We start from the raw sequence: 17,286 nt of genomic DNA on the forward strand, positions 1-17,286 counted from the left end.
TTGTGGCGTGCCCGTCAGCTTTACTCTAGCTCGATACGGTTCATAACTGCCGCAATCGGCTGATGGATCCAGTATTCGAAGTGGCCTTTGCCAGTGATCCGTTGGATTGCCCGGGCGTAGAGGTTCACCTGTCCGGCAAATTCGCGCAGGCGCAACTCGTCCAACGCTACCGATCCCGGAAAGCTCTTATGATCGATGATCGCAAATCCGTCGCCAATGTCGATCAGAAGATCGAGGCGGCCGCCGACGATTTGGAGGCCATCCTCGGCATGGATAGGCCATTCCTTCAATTGGGTGGCGCTTCCGAACCGGCGCGTGATGAAAGACTGCAATCGATCCGAGATCGCGACGGTGTCAGCGGCACTTAATTGTGGAACGCCCCAACGGGCAAGAGTGGCGGCAGCGCACTGCGTACGCATTGCCGTTTGCGCGTCTGGATTGTCTGCGGCGAGAAACCGATGAACTGCTTCGCCCAGCATTTGAAGATCGGGATGTCCCACCAAGGGAATGCGATCGCCGATGGTTTCTGTTTCTGCAATCGTGACCTGCGCGTCGGATAGGACGGCGTCGCTGGGTCGAATCCTGAGAGGGGGGTAAGCTCTGGGTGTTGCAACCGGTCTCACATATTCCTGCGGCGGCTTGCTGCGTGACTGCGGCGTCGGCAGGGCCTCGGGAGAGGGACGGCTAGTAAACCTTTCTACCCCCACGCTGATGGTATCTCCGGCATCCCTTACGAGCGGCACGCCTTCATCGCTTTGCAGTTCATCGAGCCACGGCTGGGCACCGCCGGTACTCGACAAAACCAGATAGTCGCGGGCGCGAGTGAGTCCGACATAGAGAAGGCGTGTCCGCTCCCGGCGCTCTTCTGCGAGCGCCGATATACCTTCAGGGCTCACTGGCGCCCACACGTCCAGACCAACGTCCTTCTGTTGCTCCCCGTATGGCCAAGGCCAGAACCGCAAGACGCGCGTTGCAAGAGGGGAACTCCAGTCCGGCGCGCCTTCGTTCTCGGCAACCATGCCGAACGGAGAACCCTTGGCCAATGCATCGAGCTCGGTCAACAAGACGATCGGCCATTCAAGACCTTTGGCCGCATGATAGGTCATGATGTTCACGGCATCTGGATGCCGGCTTTGCGGCTGGCGAGCGTCGTCGCGCGACATGATCCACGCGCAGGCGCCAGTCAAGGTTGACGCCTGTCGCTCGGCACGCTGGTCGTCCTGATAGGCCTCGACTAGGCCGCGGAGAGCTTCCAAGTTCTGAAGCCGCTGCTCGGAACTGCCCCAACTGAGGAGCGTGTCAAGTATTGTCGGCGCATGGAGCAATGCGTCGAAAACCTCTACGGGCGTCAGCTGGAGCGCGCGTTCGCGGATTTCGATCAGCGCATCGACAAAAGGAGCGTGCGAAATCAGGCCGGCTTTTCCGTCCTTTTCAAAAATAGTGGCGAACCAATCATCGTTGTCGGTCGCCAGCCGGACAAGTTCAGCGAGTGCGAGCGTATCGCTACCATCCGCGACCCATCGGAAGGCGGCAAGCGTGAACTCGATCTCCGGCTGGGCAAGGAGTCCCGATCGCTCCACCGCGACCCGGATGCCATGTTCTGATAAAGCCAAAGCGAGCTCGCCGACCTGTTGATTTCCGCGACACAAGACCGCGATGTCGCCACCACGCGTATTGCGCGGCAGACCGTCTTTGCCCGTGACGGGCCACTCGGCGGGTTTGGCAAGCAGACCCGCGATCTGGGCCGCGAGCATTGCGGTGCGATCTTCCTTTTTCTTGCCCGTCATTGGCCAGAATGACAGGGCAGGCGGTGTTTCCATGTTCTCGGTCCGCTCGCATCCGTCGAACCTGATCTCTTCATCCGTCATGCCGACCCGCGCCATATTGGGCGTGATCGCCGCGTTGACGAAGTCAGCAAGCTGAGGGCGGGTGCGGTAGGAGCGACGTAGATAACCCGTGATGCCGCCTGTGGCTTTGGTGATGGCAGCGGAGGCGGCAATGGTTAGCGCCGGGTCGGCATCGCGGAATCCGTAGATCGATTGCTTGGGATCGCCGACCCACAGGTTGCGCCTTGCGATACGCGATAAGGCAGTGAAGATTGCGATTTGGATCGGGCTCGAATCCTGAAACTCGTCGACGAAGACCGCACCGATAAGTTCGCAAAGTCGCTCCTCGTTTGCCGGATTGGTGATGATGTCCAGCGCAAGCATTTCCTGATCGACAAAGTCGAGAAGACCACGAACGCGCTTATAATCGGCATATGCGCTGATGCATTTGGCTGCGCAATCAAAGATCAACGCGATGTAACGCTCGATATCAGCCCTCAGGGCCGGATGTTTTGGATGGGCGGTTGCAGCCGCGATCACATCCGCAAAGAGCGATGCATCCGTTTTGGTGGCCCCGAGTTTGGCGAGTTTTGCCCATTCCGGCCAGGATATCCGCTCGCCGCTACGCAGGGTGCGGAGAGCCTTCTCAACCGTCGGGACATCCTTTGTTAAGGTCCCGCTCTTCAAGCTGGCCCGGTTCCTTTCGATGCCGAACATACATGCCTCGATAGCCGAAGCGAGTGCGAAGTCTATCTCCTCTGCCGTTTGACCAGACGTTTCCGGTGGCAGGAGTGCCATTAAGCTGGCGCTTGAGCGGGTCCCGCAGTGGGCAAAGCGCTCCACCGGTATGCCGTTTGAACGCCCTAGATCAACTGCACGCCGAACGTCGTCTTGCCAGCCTCGAACTGTTCGGCCATGGGTCGAATAGCTACGTGCTTGAATGCCAAAACGTTCCGCAATCTCTGAAATCGCAGGGCCACATTCCTCCATCACCAATCCGGCTGCCCTTCCGAATATCGAAGCCTGTCGGTCCTCGGCTATGACCTCCGAGATCGGCGATCGTCCGAGTTCGAAAGCGAATTCCGAGATCAACGCGCCGCAAACTGCGTTCACGGTGCCTATTCGAGCAGACAGCATGGCAGAGGCAAGCTCCGGCTGACCCCTGTCGATCAAAGTGGCTCGAATTCGACCTGCAAGTTCGGCAGCTGCTTTCTTAGTGAAAGTGGTCGCGAGGATCCTGTGCGGAGCTGTGCCGGCGAAAACCTCGGTGACAATGTCCTGCACGAGCCGGTATGTCTTGCCGGTGCCAGCACTGGCAATCGTCGTGTCAACTCGGTTTTGCGACGTCGTTTCTTCTTTCATGCGATAGCCCTAACCCGACAGAGCGTTGAATAGTCGCAACGCTCGCAATGCACCTCACGCGCTATGGTTAGATCGCTTGGGAGCAAGTGCGCCACTCCTTCCACGCCGGTTGCGAGAATCTGCCCGCCTTCGGTCACAGATCGCCAGCTCCTCCAAGCGGCGATGATTGCCGTCCAGGTATCGGGCAACGACCTGTTGCCCTGAACAAGGCGACCAATTAGACCGCTCCCCTCCAGTGTCGCAAACTGGCGCTGGTTCAAAAGGAAGTAGCCGGCACGATAGGGGTGATCTCCGGCAACGAGTGCTCCATAACTGGCCAACTGTACTGCGCCGCCTTTGGCGAGTTCATCGACGCGGGTCCGATCGCTGCGGGTCCATTTGAGATCGACGATCACGGCTTGCCCCATTTGGTCACGGGTAATGAGATCAACTGCACCTCGCATGGAAAGCACGGCTTCAAATGTCCCGCTGACTTGTTGTTCCGTTGCCTCGACGGTTAGATGATTGTCAACTAGGCATCGTGCCAGGCTAGCCATCGCAGCTGGCAGCCGCCTGCGCGCGAAATTGAGCTCCTCGGCAAATTCTGGATGCCGCAGCGGGGCCGCGAGCTGATCAATCTTGTTTTCAAGGAGCAAGGTTGTTTGTTGCGCGGCGGTATTGGGATCGGGCGGGACACCAGGCACGAAGATATGGCGGGCGATAGCATGCGCGAGATTACCAAGCAGCTGATTTGCGTCGGGGATTGAGCGAACTCGACCTGCCCTAAGCCTTGCGACGTGTCGGAGGGCCCACATAAGCTGACAGGATAACAGGCTTTCCAGCGAGGTTGCCGATTGAGTAACTTCCGCTAGGCGCGTGCCGAAGTCTGCCGGGGTTGGCCAGGAAAATTTTGCTTGCGGGAGAGGTGACGAGGCGATTGGATGCCGTCCGATCACCGTACCGGCGATATTGATCTCCGAAGCGCTTAGCGCAGTTTCAAGCTGCAGAATCGTGCCTACCCGATCGAGCGCCGGTTTCAAGCGATGTGCCAGCGGATGTAAACTGTCTTCGGCGTCGCTGTCGAGCCCGGCAGCGATCAGGAGAACGGAGCAGCGCGCGTTCAAGATCGCGCGCTCCCAAGCAGCGCTCGCTGCGCGAGCCCCCATCGCCATGTCGTCGGCGGGACAGCCCGCGGACGAAAGCTCCTGTCTTTCGCGCTCGCTCCAGGGTGAACGTAGGGACCCTTCCCGCGTCACGCCAAAATTCCACCAGACCACAGTGGAAACCGGTGCCCAGATGGAGCCTGGATGCGGTACGCTCCGCCAGCTAGCTGCTTCTGCCCGCGCGTTCGGATTGGCTTCGCCGAGATCGAGGGCCTGGTCAATGATGCGTTCAACAAGAAGCCGAGGCAACTGGTCTCGCTCCAACGCCGATAGCGCTGCCCGGACCTCACCTGCAAGGGTGGAGGTCGCGGAGTATAGAAAATCATTGGTCATGGCGTATCTGCGTGCAGCCCAGACCGCAACCCGGTCACAGATCGCCAATGCCTGTTGGAGAGGGATCCCAAGAATAGGGTCGGCGGTCTGAGGTTCTGCCCATTCCCGCCAGCGTGAAAGCCGCCGATCGGAAGCGTCAAGCTCGCCTGTCTCGCCCTGTGCCCTGAGACGTTCGTTCTGGTCAATCTTGGTCCAGGCTTCTTCCCATTCAATCCCTCCGCGGCCTGGAGCTTGTTCAAGCGCTGCGGCCAGATGCCAAGCCGCACGCGGCGAGACGGGCGAATTGGGAAAAACCAGGAGCTCCATCAGCGCGCGCGGGTCAAATGGTGCCCAGACGATCTTGAAAGCAAGTAGCAGAAGTTGCAGCGATCCCCGATGGATCGAGGACCGGCTGCGGCCTGCGCGCGGCGCACCGGCGCCGGCCAGTCCATGGTCGAGAAGATCCGTGTCGCCGTCCTGTGAGACGAGCGCAATCGTGGTGTTCCCCGTCTGGTTGGCAAACCATTGCCCGACAATTTCGGCGGCGAGCGGCTTGCTGGCCGACGATGCCACCGTCACGCTACCGTCTGCCCCTTCCAACGTTCCGCTTGAGTTGAGCATCCATCGCTGTAGCTTTCCGAGCGACGTCTCTACCGGGGCCGCGGCGGTCGACTTGATCGCCTCCATCACACAACCGAGATTGCTAAGCCGTTCGAGGAGACGGCGAAGTGGCGACGGACATAAATCGATTGGATCGATTAGTCTTATTCGGGTAAGCGGACGCATGCTGGATGCCGCCAGTTCGTTCATGATGGCGGCGATCCGATCGGACAGACCGGCCGGCAGCTCGATGGCTGCCCGAGACGCGGCAGCGAGGTTGCTGAGCCGTGGCTCTCGCCAGTTCTGGTCATGCTGCCATCCAAACCCGATCAGTTCGTCGCGCCATCCAAGTAGTGTTTGCGCGGTAGACCACGGATCCATTTGAAGGGACGCGGTCCAGAAGTAGTCTCCATCGAGGCTCTCTAAGGTCGCTTGGAACGATGCGATTCTGACGACCTGCGGCTTACGCGGACCTCCGATGCCCAGTATCGTCTCCAGCGTATCGACCAGACCGGCCGGTCCAAGCACAGGTTGTCCCATAGAGCCGCCGCGATCACCACCATGATCCGGGACGGAGCCAGCGTCAGCCCAAAGTCCAAATACGATGTCCATGAAATTCGTTCCCCCAGAGGCAACATGTCATATTAAGCGATGGTCTTTCAATAGATTGCAATCAAAGGTCGTTGCTTTTTAGCCAATCTGGATCCGTCCAGGTCTGAAGCTTAGATTATCCCTAGAACGAGCGTGGCAGCTTATCTCCAAGACATCGGACACCAGACTTACGCCACCCAGCAATGAGAGCACGCTCCCTTCTGGCCGCAATGCCGGAGCCGTGAAAAATCAGCGCATATTCTGCAAATTTATCGCCCTTAGGTCTAATCGTTGAAGTCTTTCCTCTCCAAATAAAAAAGGGTGACCGACGTGCCCGATGACGTCTATTGGCAATGGCCTTAGGTAGGTAAATCAACATCAAGCCAACGCGCATATGCCCGGATGTCAATCATAGGAACTGTGGCTTTTTCCTGCAGTCGAGCAATCAGCTCAAAGAGGAATGCCGTCGCTGGCTTGCGCATAGGCGTGAGCATGTCGGTTCCTTCCAGATCGCGAGCAAAGATACCGTGTGCTGCCACGCAGCCTAGATCGAGCCGGTCAGCCTCGCTACCGTCAGTCAGCGCACTGGTGAGTGCTACGCCAAGTCCGGGTGACCAGTCGCTCTCCAGCGTCAACAAACCTCCGATAATATTCTGCAGCGGCTTGGCTGGATATGTGCCACCAGCATGGGGAATAGGAAGGCTCGTGCGATGCAGAGATCGTACACTAGCAACTTTCTTGCGGGCGTATGCGACCTGTTCTGCATTGATCGACTGCTTAGCCTCAAAGACCGCATACACGCTCTCCGCGGGAATGACGGTTTGCCCCTGAAAAGAGAAGATAAAAGGCGAATACTGGCGATCGAAGACGACCACGTCGATCTGGTCGCTGAATGCTCCGGTGCTGTCGACGACATGGGCAGATGCTGCCTGATAACGCATAGGCAGATAAGTTTGCATCATCTCAAGCCAGACAGCTTCACTGGCGTCGCCCTTCGTTCCGGGATGGCCGAAAGCCTTTCGGGCACGCCCTAGTCGCTCCTGAATGTCGTCATGCAGCTCTGAAAGGAGCGTTTGGATAGACCAAGTGCTCATCGGGTAACCTCTATTGCTACGACCTCATCGCGAAAAGCTGGCGTCGGCTGCATCGCCTTTGCGATCTGCAGTGCGCGTGCTCCCTCAACCGGTTTGTGCGGGTAAGCATCAAGCGCGATTGCCGGCAGGAGGCGTTGGGTTAGGTCTGAAAACGTAAAACCGGGAGCATCTCCCGTTGCCCCAGTCGCCGAGACCAGCATCTGCAACTGGCTTGCGGTGATTCCAAGCGGGCCGAGACGAAGCGAAAGGATGTGCTGTCGCTGCTCGTTGCTCGGACGAGCAAACTTTAATATGTCCGCAGCTCGGCGACGTACCGCAGGATCGAGGGCATTGAGGCGATTCGTACACATGATCACCGCTGCAGGAAGCCGAAGGTTCGCAAGGCGGTCGATACCCCGGATGAATGCGTTGACGCCAGCGCGATCCTCATGGTGCATCTGCGAGGATTCCCGTGACTGTGCAAGGGCATCGGCTTCGTCGACTAGAAGGATGATGCCACCTTTGGCTTTTCGATCTCCGCTGAGCTTGCTTGCCGCCTGCACCGTGTGCTCGAATGCCGCGGAAAGCAGCTGTGTCATTTCACCGACACGGCCCTGGCCGCGTGTGGCCAGACTGAGTGGGAACAAGGTGATCTCAATGTCTTCCTGGCGCGCTACAGCGTCTCCGATCGTCTCGGCGAGCTCGGTCTTGCCCGACCCCACGTCCCCTGCGAGGATAACAAGCGGCGGACGACGCAAGATGACATCGAGCAAGGCACGCGCTTCAGCTGCATGAAAACGGGCAGCCCACTTTTCGAGCCCCTGCGGATTGACCATGAGACCAAGGATTTTGGCCAGACGAGATTTCTGGTCATCGAGACCGACTAGTCGCGCGAGCCGCTCCTGAGGCTCAAAATCAGGATAAGTCTGACGTCGCTCGAAAAGCTCGTCCAGGCCGGGCATATTTTGCATCAGTAGCTCCTTACGCATGAGCGATCGAGTGCGCGACCGCCGGCAGAATAGGTGTGATCGGAGGTGAGATATCCATTCACCGGCGGTTCAGTTCCGGTGGAGCGCTGAAAGGGAAGCCCACTTCTAAAGGCATCGCGATCCCCTTGAGGCAGAGCAAAAAAGGCGTCGGTATAATTCATGAAGCTGGTGAATGAGGCGTTTGATACATCTTTCCCGGGGCGAATCTTGCCGGGATCATCATCATTCGCCATTCCGTTGGCGAGATCGCGCGCGGTGTACTTCAGCGTCGGTTCAATCCATGAACCGTCGCGCTTGAAACCATAGCTAACAGACGACAGATAGCCCGCCTGCATCATAGCGACGGCTTCAGCCTCATAGTCGGCAATGGTCTGGTCAGTTGGCTTACCGTAGAGGCGTTGAATGCGTTTTAGGTCCGTCGCGATCTTAGCCGCCATATGACGCGCATGAGTAACGGTGAATGTAGTACTTTCTGTGTAACTATAGCTGGACATCACCGCCCTCAAAACTGAAACGTGGAACCAAAGACCTTCTGCCAGTAGCCGACGGTCAGTTGTTTGTTAGGAGCCGCTAACGCGGCGTCGATTGCATCGCCTGCGTCCAGTGCGGCATCCACGATGTCTTCCATGTTGCCGCTGGTGTAGAGTCGCGAAACGTTATTTAGTGCGTTCACGGGATCGATAATCCGCATAGGTTCGGAAAATGAACCGATGGTGGAGAGCGGATAGTAGTCAGAAAAGGCGATCCGATCTTTAAGGCCGCTCGTCGCGATATAGGTGAAGAAGTGCTGCAGCGCTTCGGGATAGTCGGACAAATCGAGACCGTCATCGCAAAGCTTGGCCAGGATCAGCTCGATCATGAACGACTTGAATCGGAAACCATCGCGCTCCTGCTTTTGGCGGCGAGCCCAGAATTTGACGAGTCTGACGACCTGGGCAAAATGCTTCTCCTGAGCTTTCTTGCGCTTACCTGCGAATTCGAGGTGAAGGGGAATACTGGTCTTCAGGAATGATCCGTCATCTTGGCTCACAAGGTTTCCGAACCACTGTGCATCCCCATCATAAAGAATAGGCACAACATCGACGTCTAACCCGGACCCTCGAAAGGAGACGGTTACGGAGTAGGTCTGGGGGGTCACCTGGTCGGCCGTGAAGTTCGGGAATGCCTTGCGCAACCGCTCCGCAAGATATGTGAGCAAGGTGCTGACTGATTGCGGCGCATCAGCGCCGCTGATGTAGCAAGCCACGTCAATGTCATTCAGCGATCGCAGGGCAGTACCCTTTGCCAAGCTTCCTGAGAGCATCATCTTGCGAAGAGTAAAATCGGGATGTTCGTCGAGATAGGATTCGAGTTTTTCGCGCAGCCGTCGCGCTTGTGCTCGATACTCATGCGCTTTGTCCCGAGGAAGGTTCACGCGATCCTCCGCGAAACTCAAGATCTCCCGATGCCCCACATGCTCACGGCTCATGAATTCTCTCCAACAACCACGTGTTTGTTGACTTCGCAGCCAAGATGCGAGACTCCTAGGAAACCCGCTAAAAACTATATGGGTATAAAAATGATACCCGTCAAGGAATTATATGCATGACTGATGAAAAACGTCCGTGGATGCAAAATCGCCGTTTCGAGTTCATCGAATGGAAGCTTTTTTGGGAAGGTGCACTCAACAGAAGTGACCTTGAAGAGACGTTTGAAATTTCCACCCCACAAACATCTATCGACCTTAGGCGCTACAGAGAACTCGCCGGTGACAACATCGAATACGATGCAACTGATAAAACCTTCAAACCCACGAAAGGGATGAAACCGTCATTCCTGAAGGTCTCGGCTGATCGGCTGTTGCTCCAATTGCGTGCTTTGCTGACGGGTGCGCTTCCCCGTAAAGAGATATGGTTCCGTGAGATGCCGCCGATGGATATGGCGCCTGATATTGTGAGGAATGTGGATCCAGAATGCCTTCGACTGGTTCTTGAGGCGATCCGGCTAAAGCGTTCGGTCGAGGTGCGCTATCAATCCCTGACAAACTCGCGTGTTCGTGAAATTGCCCCCCACGCTCTGGCGTTCGATGGCTATCGATGGCACGTTCGAGCGTGGGCGTGTGATCGTGATGATTTTCGCGATTTTGTTTTAACGCGTATCGATGACATCAAACCCGGCTCTTTGGCAAACTATGATCCGGAAGACGATGTGGAGTGGACAACTGTCGTAACCCTTGATCTTCGGCCACATCCTGGTCTTACTGAGGAGCAGGCTCTCGCTATTCAGCGAGACTACTCCATGAGTGACGGCATGCGAAAAATCGACGTGCGATTGTCGATGGCATACTATTTTATCATGCGGATGAACCTAGACCTGGAGGACCTCCCTCCTGCACGCGCTCAACTTTCCCTGCACAATATCAGCGATATTCGGAAGAGTATTTCTGAAGCAAAGTCAGAGTCAAAACGTAGGATAATTGCGCGCCAAAACAAGGATTAAACGAGAAGCTTCAAGTTTTTCTCGCGGCATGAAAACCGTGATGAAGGAGCGAGGTGTCGATGGTAGTTAGGTGATCTGCTCCTGAAGACCGCTTAGCATTTCAATTGCCTTTTAAAGATCGGGCGGCCCGGAGCTATCGCCACCCAGAGCGTATGCCCTGCATTTTTCGTAAATCTGCCGGGCAAGCTCTTTGTCCGTAGCCCATGACCGCTTGAATGCCCGCAAGCAATTGGAATGCGGTAAGACGGGCGAATCCATGCGCGCTATTACCAGTTGATCTTGATCCGTCGCTTCTCCTTCAGCATCTGCCATGAGGGCGCTACCGCACATTGCGATCATCCGGGCCCTTTCCCGATGTAATTGCTCGCGCCCATTCAAATCGAAAAAGTCTATAATCGTCTGCCCACGTCGCTTCTTAAATTCATCTGATGCAGTTGGAACCGCCGTTGTGGCAACAAACGTCATCAACGTCTCAGGATCATCGTCAATGTCGCCAAATGGGTAGCAGAGATAAGGTTGCTCACTAGAAAGATCATCGACAGTCGCTAAAACGTTCCCCCGGTCGCCTGCTATGGGGAAATAATTGAGTTTGAGCGACGTATTGCAAACCTTGCACGACGCCGCATAGTTTTCCAATTCATATGCAAGCCAATAGTACCCAGTGGCATATGGGTCGCCGGTTCCAAATTCGTACTTCAGCTTTGAGTGACGTACTGCATCTGGCCAAGTCACCACCGATGACTTCGGGCGAAAGTGCTCAACGTCGAACTCAATCGTGCCGTAGTCTGGGTTCTCGAATTGACGCTCGCAGAAAACACACTTATTCTTTTGCAGCCTCATAAAAGTGGGCTTGATCTTGCTCCAAATGGATGTCTTCTCGGCGAAAGCACCGAGCTTAACGATGCTTTTCGTGCGCTTTTCGGCCTTGTTAAACCATCTCGAATCCACGGCGCGAATGTCGGCTTCGACAACAGTTCTATCGAAGTCGTACCTGATCATTTGGCGACATTCCGTTTAGTCGGTGTCGCTGGTGCCGAATCCGAGGGCACCGTCAGTTGGTCTAGGTATGTAAGCGCCGCTGATGCGTCACCCTTCGCTGCTTTCTCGAACAACGTCTCCGCCTGACGATTGAAGGACTCTGGTCGTGTCGACTGGAGACCGAAATACGAGGAGAGCAGAAGCTGTTCAGCGCCAAGCCCATACACCCGCTCCAAGAGCTGCTTGATGGTGGCTGTGCCGTCCTCTGCGACGTCGGTGACAAATACGTTTTCGCGACGAACCGTACTGGCCACGAGCGGGCTATGTGACGTGAATACAAACTGGATCTTTGGAAAAGCCCCCGCAAGCGCGGGGACAACGCTTCGTTGCCATTCCGGATGCAGATGAAGATCGATTTCATCCACGAGAACAATGCCGGGCAACTCGGCGATGCTCCGGCCGTCGGTCGCGACATCAGCCATGTGACCAATGAGGTCACAGACCCACCCAACGAATGCTTTGTATCCGTCGGATAGAGCAGAGAAGGGGGTTGGAACACCCTCAAACTCAAACATATATTGATCCTGGTCGTCATCCCGCGCCCCGGAAAACCTTATGTTGGAAGGCAGCACCTTGTTGATTTGAGAAACAACGAGCTCGTGCTGCTTGGGGTCCTTCGATAGTAACCGAGGCAGCCACGCCTGCATGGGGCGCAACGCGACATGATCTTCAAACAAACCCGCGATCCGCTGATATCTAAGCGCACGGGATCGTTGCGCACTGCTTGGTGAAAATTCTCCGCTTTCCACCCGGCGCGTCGCACCGTAACCGACGACAAAATAAGCCGGCGAGTAATCGTCAAAGAGAACCTCGGCAATTGGAGAGTCCGGCGTGCTATCGAGATGCAGCCGATCCAAATTGCCACGTCCTCTTGTTTGGATCCGCGCGATGAGCTCTAGCTTTTTCCGTCGCGACACATTGGGTAGGATTTCATTCTTCTCCGGCATTCCTTCCACCTTGAGGAAGGCCTTTTCAACCTGATCGTTGCCGGGCATTACGCGGCGCACGAGACGATAGGGCACAAAACCAGAGTCAAGAAGGGCTGGCGCCAGAACGGCGATGGCGAGTGCACGAAGTACCGACGACTTGCCACCCCCATTATCACCAAGGACGAGATTGACGTTTCCGAGTTCAGAAACCCCTTCGCCCGACCGACCGGGATACTGTAGGCGCAGCTCTGCCTTTCGAAAGCATTTGAAATCGTAAATGTGGAGGGACTTCGCGTACAACTCATCACCCTCATTTGGTGCAGCCGAAAAAATGCAAACACACCGTTAAATTGAAGCCGGATACTACCCAGTTTTGCTGCTTTCGGCTAGCCTGTTGGAAAAGCTAGGGGGCTGAGTATGGGAAAGAATATAGTCGTGCTATTCGACGGCACTGGCAATGAAATCGCCAGTGATGAAACCAATATTCTTCGTCTAGCTCGTGCCGTCTTAAACGACGGCGAGAAGCAGATCTTTTTTTACGATCCAGGCGTTGGAACGCAAGGGGCGCCATCTACCGATTTGATGAGTCGTCAGGAACTGATCAAGTTGCTCGGTCTGGGCATCGGGATCGGAGTCTATGATAAAATTGGTGCAGCCTATAAATTTCTGATGGAAAGATATGAGCGGGGCGACCGACTCTATTTCTTTGGCTTTAGCCGTGGTGCTTACATCGCTCGAGCGCTTGCCGGCATGGTGGCAAAGCTTGGAATTATGGAGAAGGGTCGAGACAACTTGATTCCCTATGCCGTCAAGCTCTATGCCGATCCACGCAACTTAGAGCTCGCTAGGAATTTTAGTGACACGTTTTGCAAACGGGAAGCCGACATAGAATTCCTTGGCCTTTTCGATACCGTAAAGTCGGTCTTCCGTTTTGAGCCAAGAGTGCCACAATTCACCTCTGTCGTGCTGCCTCGAACTTTCAGCAATCCTGCGGTTCGCACGCTCCGCCACGCCTTGGCGATTGATGAAAAGCGGCGCTTTTTCAGAACCAACATGTGGAAGACAGAGCAGAGCGACAGTCTTTCCACTGACGTTAAGCAGGTTTGGTTTGCCGGCGTACATAGTGATATTGGTGGTGGCTACCCAAAAGCAGAGTCAGGGCTCTCTTCGTTTTCGCTCGAGTGGATGTTGAAAGAAGCCTCCATAGCGGGGCTGCTTCTAGATCCTAGCCAAACAGCAGTAGCAGCAATTTCCGCCAGTGGCAGCGCCGGTCTTTTTAGTCAGCCGCTTATGAAAATTCACGAGTCGCTTGGTGGATGGTGGAGGCTCGCAGAATGGTTTCCCAAAATCGCAACGCGCGGTCCGTTGGGAAAAACGCGAACTCGCGCGTACTTGCCTCGAGGTGAGAGGCGGTTCATCGCGGAGGGTTCGACGATCCATCAAAGTGTCGTCGATCGACGCGACGCGGGCGTGGGCTACAATCCGTTAAACCTCCCAAAGGCGATGTCTATCGAACCGTACTAAAGTCCCGAAAGAGATGAACGGTCGGCTTCAAAACTGTATCTATTGCTTGCGGCCGATCTTGACCGGTTAAGATGATAGTCGGATTTTCAACCATGTCGCACAAAATGAGCATCACGCCTTCGATCCGACCCATACTCGAGCACAAGATCGCGCACTGGCTACAGCGGCGCGCTGCCGCCGACCTGAAAGGTCGGGCGCTTGCGTGTGCCGTTAACGCGAGAAATTTTCTGGCCCGCGCTGAGATGATCGCAAAGGATTCGACGATAGTCTCTTATTTTTGCGCTACGCATGCGACCGAAGAGGCTGTTGCCGCCTTCGTCTCGGCCTGCAAATCGGCCGGATATCCTGAGGCGAAAGCGATAAATCTGCGCGATCACAAGGAAAAAGCGACTGTCTCCGCCTTCGCCCAATTTATTTCGGGCCACTTGCATGATGCCGGGCTTAGCGTTGAGCATGAGCCTGAAGAGGACGTTCTCGTCGCCCGGGTCCGCAGCGGCGACGCGGTCCAATATTATCCCTTCGGCCTACATCTCTTCACCTTCAACGAAGACCGTCAAAGCGAAACCCATATTGATGCGTTCGAGGGCTTTTCGGCGCTCTTCGGCTCGCCGGAAGACATGCGGCGCCATATCGCCACCCGATCGACGTTTCGCGACAAGGCGCTCTATGCGTCGAGGGGCGGAGCGCCCGCAATGTCCGAAGATATTCTTGTGCTCCAGCTTCAGGATCACGCCTTCCTGACGCTCGGCCTGATCTGGGCTGCCATCGACGTTGTCAATCACAGACAGCGCGAGCCATTCGTCATCCAGGTCCTCGGCGCCATCAACGAAGTGAATGCCGGCTTCAAATCCAAACCACCCGGGCCGTGCACGGACGCGGAGGAACAATCGCATTGACTATCCACCAGTTCTACCAGCCGCCGCTCCACTGGCAGCAATTCGAGGAGTTTGCTGTACAGCTTCTTGCCGAGGTCTATGACGTGCCGACGGCGCAGCCATATGGCCGCCCAGGCCAGGCACAGCATGGCGTCGATGTCTACGGCCGCTCCAGGAAGCACGGGCTGATTGCCATGCAATGCAAGAGACTGTCGGGTCTGGATACGAGCAATCAGCCTCTTCCCGGTGGCCCGATATCGCGGAAATTCTTCTTCGATGAAGCCAAGGCCATCGAGGCTTTTCCGCATGCGATATCCATCTGGATCCTAGTCACGACGGTCAGACGAGACACGCGCGTCCAGGGCTATGCCGAGGAGGTGAACGAGCGATGGGGCAAGAAGGGGATCGACCGGACGGCGACGGTATGGTCATGGGACGATTGCGTCAGCCACCTAAATTCCTATCCGGAATTGCGAAAACGCTACTATCGCGACGTCATCCAGGTGAACAGCGTTGGCGATCTCGACCAGATGGTCTTGGAAACGATCTCGATGGCGTTCAACAGGACAGCCTTTGAACTGCCATTGCATATCGAGACACCGAACGAATTCCTACAGGCTCTTCAGGACACCCAGAGAGCCCTGCGAACCGGCGCGCTTCTCGACCGAAAGAGCGGGCACGTCATCCGTAAGGCGATCGGCGGATGGCGGCAGATCCATGACCCTGAATGGCGATCCGCGCTAGGAAAAATCGACAGGAACCTGCGGACTCTAAGGACGCGCCTCGAACACGGATTGAAGGACGGTACGATCCGGCGAACGAACAATTATCTCGATTTCACGAACTTGCGGCAACTCCAGGATCTGGAGGAGCTTCGCGAACGTTGTGTCCGCGACCTGACGGATGTTCTGATCAACGCGGGGCTGCCGGCGATCTGATGGCCCATTTCGCTGTCTCGCCGCTTCCTCGTTCCGGCCGCGCCGAGCCGGGCTACCCCGGATTGATGCCATGGAACCTGAAGAGGCGTTCGAAAAACACCATCAGGCGCTCCGTGTAATTGCTGCCCACCAGCTCGTTGGAGCCGAACCGGAAGACCTCGTATCCGGTCAGCCTGAGATCTCTATCGGCGGCGACCATATCCGCATAGATGGCTAGCGAAGGCTCCCCGTTCTTGCTGAAATGCTGGCTGCCGTCGACTTCAATGACTATCCGTTGCCGTTGTGGAAGGAGTAGCAGGAAATCCATGCGCTGACGTGGCAGTAACAATCTGTTCGATGGCAACCTGTCCCGCAACTGCTTCATCGTCGCCGGATCGTAGTGAAGATAAACCTGTGGGATGAGCGCTGGTAATGCCGATCCCATCCGATCTCGGAAACCTTTGAAATAGGCCGAAAAGAGATTGCGTTCCCCCTCCGAGGCCAATGATTGTTGGAGGCGGGCGCCCAGGCTCTTGGCCGGCTCCTCGCTCTCGCATTCGGGATGGCGGCGCCACCAATCCACAAGCTCGGACCAGAGCACTCCCCCGGCGCCCAGCGGCCGATCGTAGATTAGGCAGCTCTCCTTTCCCTTCAGGATCACAATGTCATTGTTGATTGCGTCAGCAAAGCCGAGCTCCGGCTTTGGGCCGCATGAGGCAAAGATTAGATTCTTCGCCTGTCCCTCGACCCCGCGCCGTATCGGTTGAAGTTTGTAGATCGGATAGCCCGATTCTTCGCCGCTGGCGACAAGATGGTAATGGTCGCGAGCGAGGATACTGTTGAGCCGCTCGACCATTGCGGTCTGGTCGTCGCCCCGCCGTGCGAGGGGATGAACGGCCTCTTCGATCAGTGCCGAGAAACGTGCGCGGGAGCACTGAAGCGCGCCGATTTGCTCGAACAGGAACTCGACGGTCCAGTCGGTATCGTGATGGACCATATGACGTATGATCTGGCCGCGCAGGCTGGCGGCGGACCGGCCGATGAAGTCATCGAGGGGCGAGCTGATGACGAAGTGACGCTCGATCATGTCGATCAGGGGTCGATCGCCGGCGAGATCGTAACCGAAAGCCTTGGCTATATCGCGACGTGTGATTTCGGTGATGGCAGGCGCGCCCTGTTCGAGCATTGCCTGTGCCGCCTCCTGCAGGGGGATGTCGTCCAGTTCCGAGGCCCAGACAACTGCGAATTCGGCCATCGCCTTTTTAGATAAATTGCCAAGGGCAGCATTGATGCGATCCCGCTTCGACCATCCCTCGCCCGTTGGAATGGTAAAGGTGGTCTCCCTTGGAAGACCATTGGAAAGCTGCTCATGCGTCATGCCATGCAGCTTGTTAAACAGCAGACTGTAAAGGCTCTCTGCCATATTTTTGGTTGCTTCCCCTCACACCTGCAAATGCTTGCGTCAGCAATCCAGCCAACGAATCCAGAAAAGGTAGCAAACCCGAAGAGGGGCAGCAATCAAGGGCTGCGTTCGGATGAGATGTGAAAGCGAACTAAATGTTGGGAAACACAAGTGGCGCATCCATTTCAAGCGGACCCCCGCGCCGGGTGCTGTCGGTCCCGGTTTCCG

General features: G+C 56.3%; 14 protein-coding genes. 5 read left to right on the top strand and 9 right to left on the bottom strand.

Going from position 1 to position 17,286, the window contains the following annotated elements; all coding sequences use genetic code 11:
• Positions 1–20: 20 nt before the first annotated feature.
• The 6 genes from RLCC275e_RS33645 to RLCC275e_RS33670 all read right to left on the bottom strand — a co-directional run bounded on the left by RLCC275e_RS33645 (position 21) and on the right by RLCC275e_RS33670 (position 9,363).
• Positions 21–3,188, bottom strand: a complete 3,168-nt coding sequence (locus tag RLCC275e_RS33645) for a UvrD-helicase domain-containing protein (RefSeq protein WP_033184389.1) — start codon at positions 3,186–3,188, stop codon at positions 21–23.
• Complete coding sequence (locus tag RLCC275e_RS33650) at positions 3,185–5,854, bottom strand: PD-(D/E)XK nuclease family protein (RefSeq protein WP_033184388.1); 2,670 nt, start codon at positions 5,852–5,854, stop codon at positions 3,185–3,187. The genes RLCC275e_RS33645 and RLCC275e_RS33650 overlap by 4 nt, the downstream gene beginning before the upstream one ends.
• 338 nt (positions 5,855–6,192) lie before the next feature.
• Positions 6,193–6,927 carry a DUF6602 domain-containing protein gene (locus tag RLCC275e_RS33655; RefSeq protein ID WP_033184387.1) on the bottom strand — a complete coding sequence of 245 codons (735 nt, stop codon included), beginning with the start codon at positions 6,925–6,927 and terminating at the stop codon, positions 6,193–6,195.
• Positions 6,924–7,877, bottom strand: coding sequence for an AAA family ATPase (locus tag RLCC275e_RS33660; protein ID WP_033184386.1), 954 nt, complete (start codon positions 7,875–7,877; stop codon positions 6,924–6,926). The genes RLCC275e_RS33655 and RLCC275e_RS33660 overlap by 4 nt, the downstream gene beginning before the upstream one ends.
• Positions 7,877–8,392, bottom strand: coding sequence for an HORMA-1 domain-containing protein (locus RLCC275e_RS33665; RefSeq protein ID WP_033184441.1), 516 nt, complete (start codon positions 8,390–8,392; stop codon positions 7,877–7,879). Before RLCC275e_RS33665 ends, RLCC275e_RS33660 begins: the two co-directional genes overlap by 1 nt.
• A 5-nt stretch (positions 8,393–8,397) precedes the next feature.
• Entirely contained in the window at positions 8,398–9,363 is a 966-nt protein-coding gene (locus RLCC275e_RS33670; RefSeq protein WP_033184385.1) for a CBASS oligonucleotide cyclase, read from the bottom strand.
• Positions 9,364–9,479: 116 nt separating this feature from the next.
• Here RLCC275e_RS33670 and RLCC275e_RS33675 point away from each other — a divergent pair, with 116 nt between their 5' ends.
• Positions 9,480–10,373 carry a helix-turn-helix transcriptional regulator gene (locus RLCC275e_RS33675; protein WP_033184384.1) on the top strand — a complete coding sequence of 298 codons (894 nt, stop codon included), beginning with the start codon at positions 9,480–9,482 and terminating at the stop codon, positions 10,371–10,373.
• Positions 10,374–10,484: 111 nt separating this feature from the next.
• Here RLCC275e_RS33675 and RLCC275e_RS33680 read toward each other — a convergent pair whose 3' ends face one another.
• Complete coding sequence (locus RLCC275e_RS33680) at positions 10,485–11,372, bottom strand: hypothetical protein (protein WP_171891379.1); 888 nt, start codon at positions 11,370–11,372, stop codon at positions 10,485–10,487.
• Complete coding sequence (locus tag RLCC275e_RS33685) at positions 11,369–12,640, bottom strand: AAA family ATPase (RefSeq protein ID WP_050516868.1); 1,272 nt, start codon at positions 12,638–12,640, stop codon at positions 11,369–11,371. The genes RLCC275e_RS33680 and RLCC275e_RS33685 overlap by 4 nt, the downstream gene beginning before the upstream one ends.
• A 117-nt stretch (positions 12,641–12,757) precedes the next feature.
• On the opposite strand from RLCC275e_RS33685, the gene RLCC275e_RS33690 reads away from it, so the two are divergent.
• From RLCC275e_RS33690 to RLCC275e_RS33700, 3 genes are all read left to right on the top strand, one after another.
• A complete protein-coding gene (locus RLCC275e_RS33690) occupies positions 12,758–13,864 on the top strand; it encodes a T6SS phospholipase effector Tle1-like catalytic domain-containing protein (RefSeq protein WP_033184383.1) in 1,107 nt (368 codons plus the stop codon).
• A 92-nt stretch (positions 13,865–13,956) separates the two neighbouring features.
• Positions 13,957–14,760 carry a hypothetical protein gene (locus RLCC275e_RS33695; protein ID WP_033184382.1) on the top strand — a complete coding sequence of 268 codons (804 nt, stop codon included), beginning with the start codon at positions 13,957–13,959 and terminating at the stop codon, positions 14,758–14,760.
• The gene (locus RLCC275e_RS33700) at positions 14,757–15,677 is read left to right on the top strand and encodes a hypothetical protein (protein WP_033184381.1); all 921 of its coding nucleotides are present in this window, start codon (positions 14,757–14,759) and stop codon (positions 15,675–15,677) included. Before RLCC275e_RS33695 ends, RLCC275e_RS33700 begins: the two co-directional genes overlap by 4 nt.
• A 52-nt stretch (positions 15,678–15,729) precedes the next feature.
• On the opposite strand, the gene RLCC275e_RS33705 is transcribed toward RLCC275e_RS33700, so the two are convergent.
• Positions 15,730–16,842, bottom strand: coding sequence for an AbiJ-related protein (locus RLCC275e_RS33705; RefSeq protein ID WP_246723446.1), 1,113 nt, complete (start codon positions 16,840–16,842; stop codon positions 15,730–15,732).
• A gap of 183 nt (positions 16,843–17,025) precedes the next feature.
• On the opposite strand from RLCC275e_RS33705, the gene RLCC275e_RS33710 reads away from it, so the two are divergent.
• A complete protein-coding gene (locus RLCC275e_RS33710; protein WP_171816993.1) occupies positions 17,026–17,202 on the top strand; it encodes a hypothetical protein in 177 nt (58 codons plus the stop codon).
• The last annotated feature ends 84 nt before the right edge of the window (positions 17,203–17,286 follow it).

It is taken from the genome of Rhizobium brockwellii (genome assembly GCF_000769405.2).
Taxonomy (GTDB): Bacteria; Pseudomonadota; Alphaproteobacteria; order Rhizobiales; family Rhizobiaceae; genus Rhizobium; species Rhizobium brockwellii.

What these genes read in the sequence shown, in the direction of transcription:
- RLCC275e_RS33680 (WP_171891379.1), bottom strand. Translation starts at nt 11,372, where the DNA reads ATGATCAGGTACGACTTCGATAGAACTGTTGTCGAAGCCGACATTCGC.
- RLCC275e_RS33695 (WP_033184382.1), top strand. Translation starts at nt 13,957, where the DNA reads ATGTCGCACAAAATGAGCATCACGCCTTCGATCCGACCCATACTCGAG.
- RLCC275e_RS33670 (WP_033184385.1), bottom strand. Translation starts at nt 9,363, where the DNA reads ATGAGCCGTGAGCATGTGGGGCATCGGGAGATCTTGAGTTTCGCGGAG.
- RLCC275e_RS33650 (WP_033184388.1), bottom strand. Translation starts at nt 5,854, where the DNA reads ATGGACATCGTATTTGGACTTTGGGCTGACGCTGGCTCCGTCCCGGAT.
- RLCC275e_RS33645 (WP_033184389.1), bottom strand. Translation starts at nt 3,188, where the DNA reads ATGAAAGAAGAAACGACGTCGCAAAACCGAGTTGACACGACGATTGCC.
- RLCC275e_RS33675 (WP_033184384.1), top strand. Translation starts at nt 9,480, where the DNA reads ATGACTGATGAAAAACGTCCGTGGATGCAAAATCGCCGTTTCGAGTTC.
- RLCC275e_RS33655 (WP_033184387.1), bottom strand. Translation starts at nt 6,927, where the DNA reads ATGAGCACTTGGTCTATCCAAACGCTCCTTTCAGAGCTGCATGACGAC.
- RLCC275e_RS33710 (WP_171816993.1), top strand. Translation starts at nt 17,026, where the DNA reads ATGCGTCATGCCATGCAGCTTGTTAAACAGCAGACTGTAAAGGCTCTC.
- RLCC275e_RS33705 (WP_246723446.1), bottom strand. Translation starts at nt 16,842, where the DNA reads ATGCTCGAACAGGGCGCGCCTGCCATCACCGAAATCACACGTCGCGAT.
- RLCC275e_RS33690 (WP_033184383.1), top strand. Translation starts at nt 12,758, where the DNA reads ATGGGAAAGAATATAGTCGTGCTATTCGACGGCACTGGCAATGAAATC.
- RLCC275e_RS33660 (WP_033184386.1), bottom strand. Translation starts at nt 7,877, where the DNA reads ATGCAAAATATGCCCGGCCTGGACGAGCTTTTCGAGCGACGTCAGACT.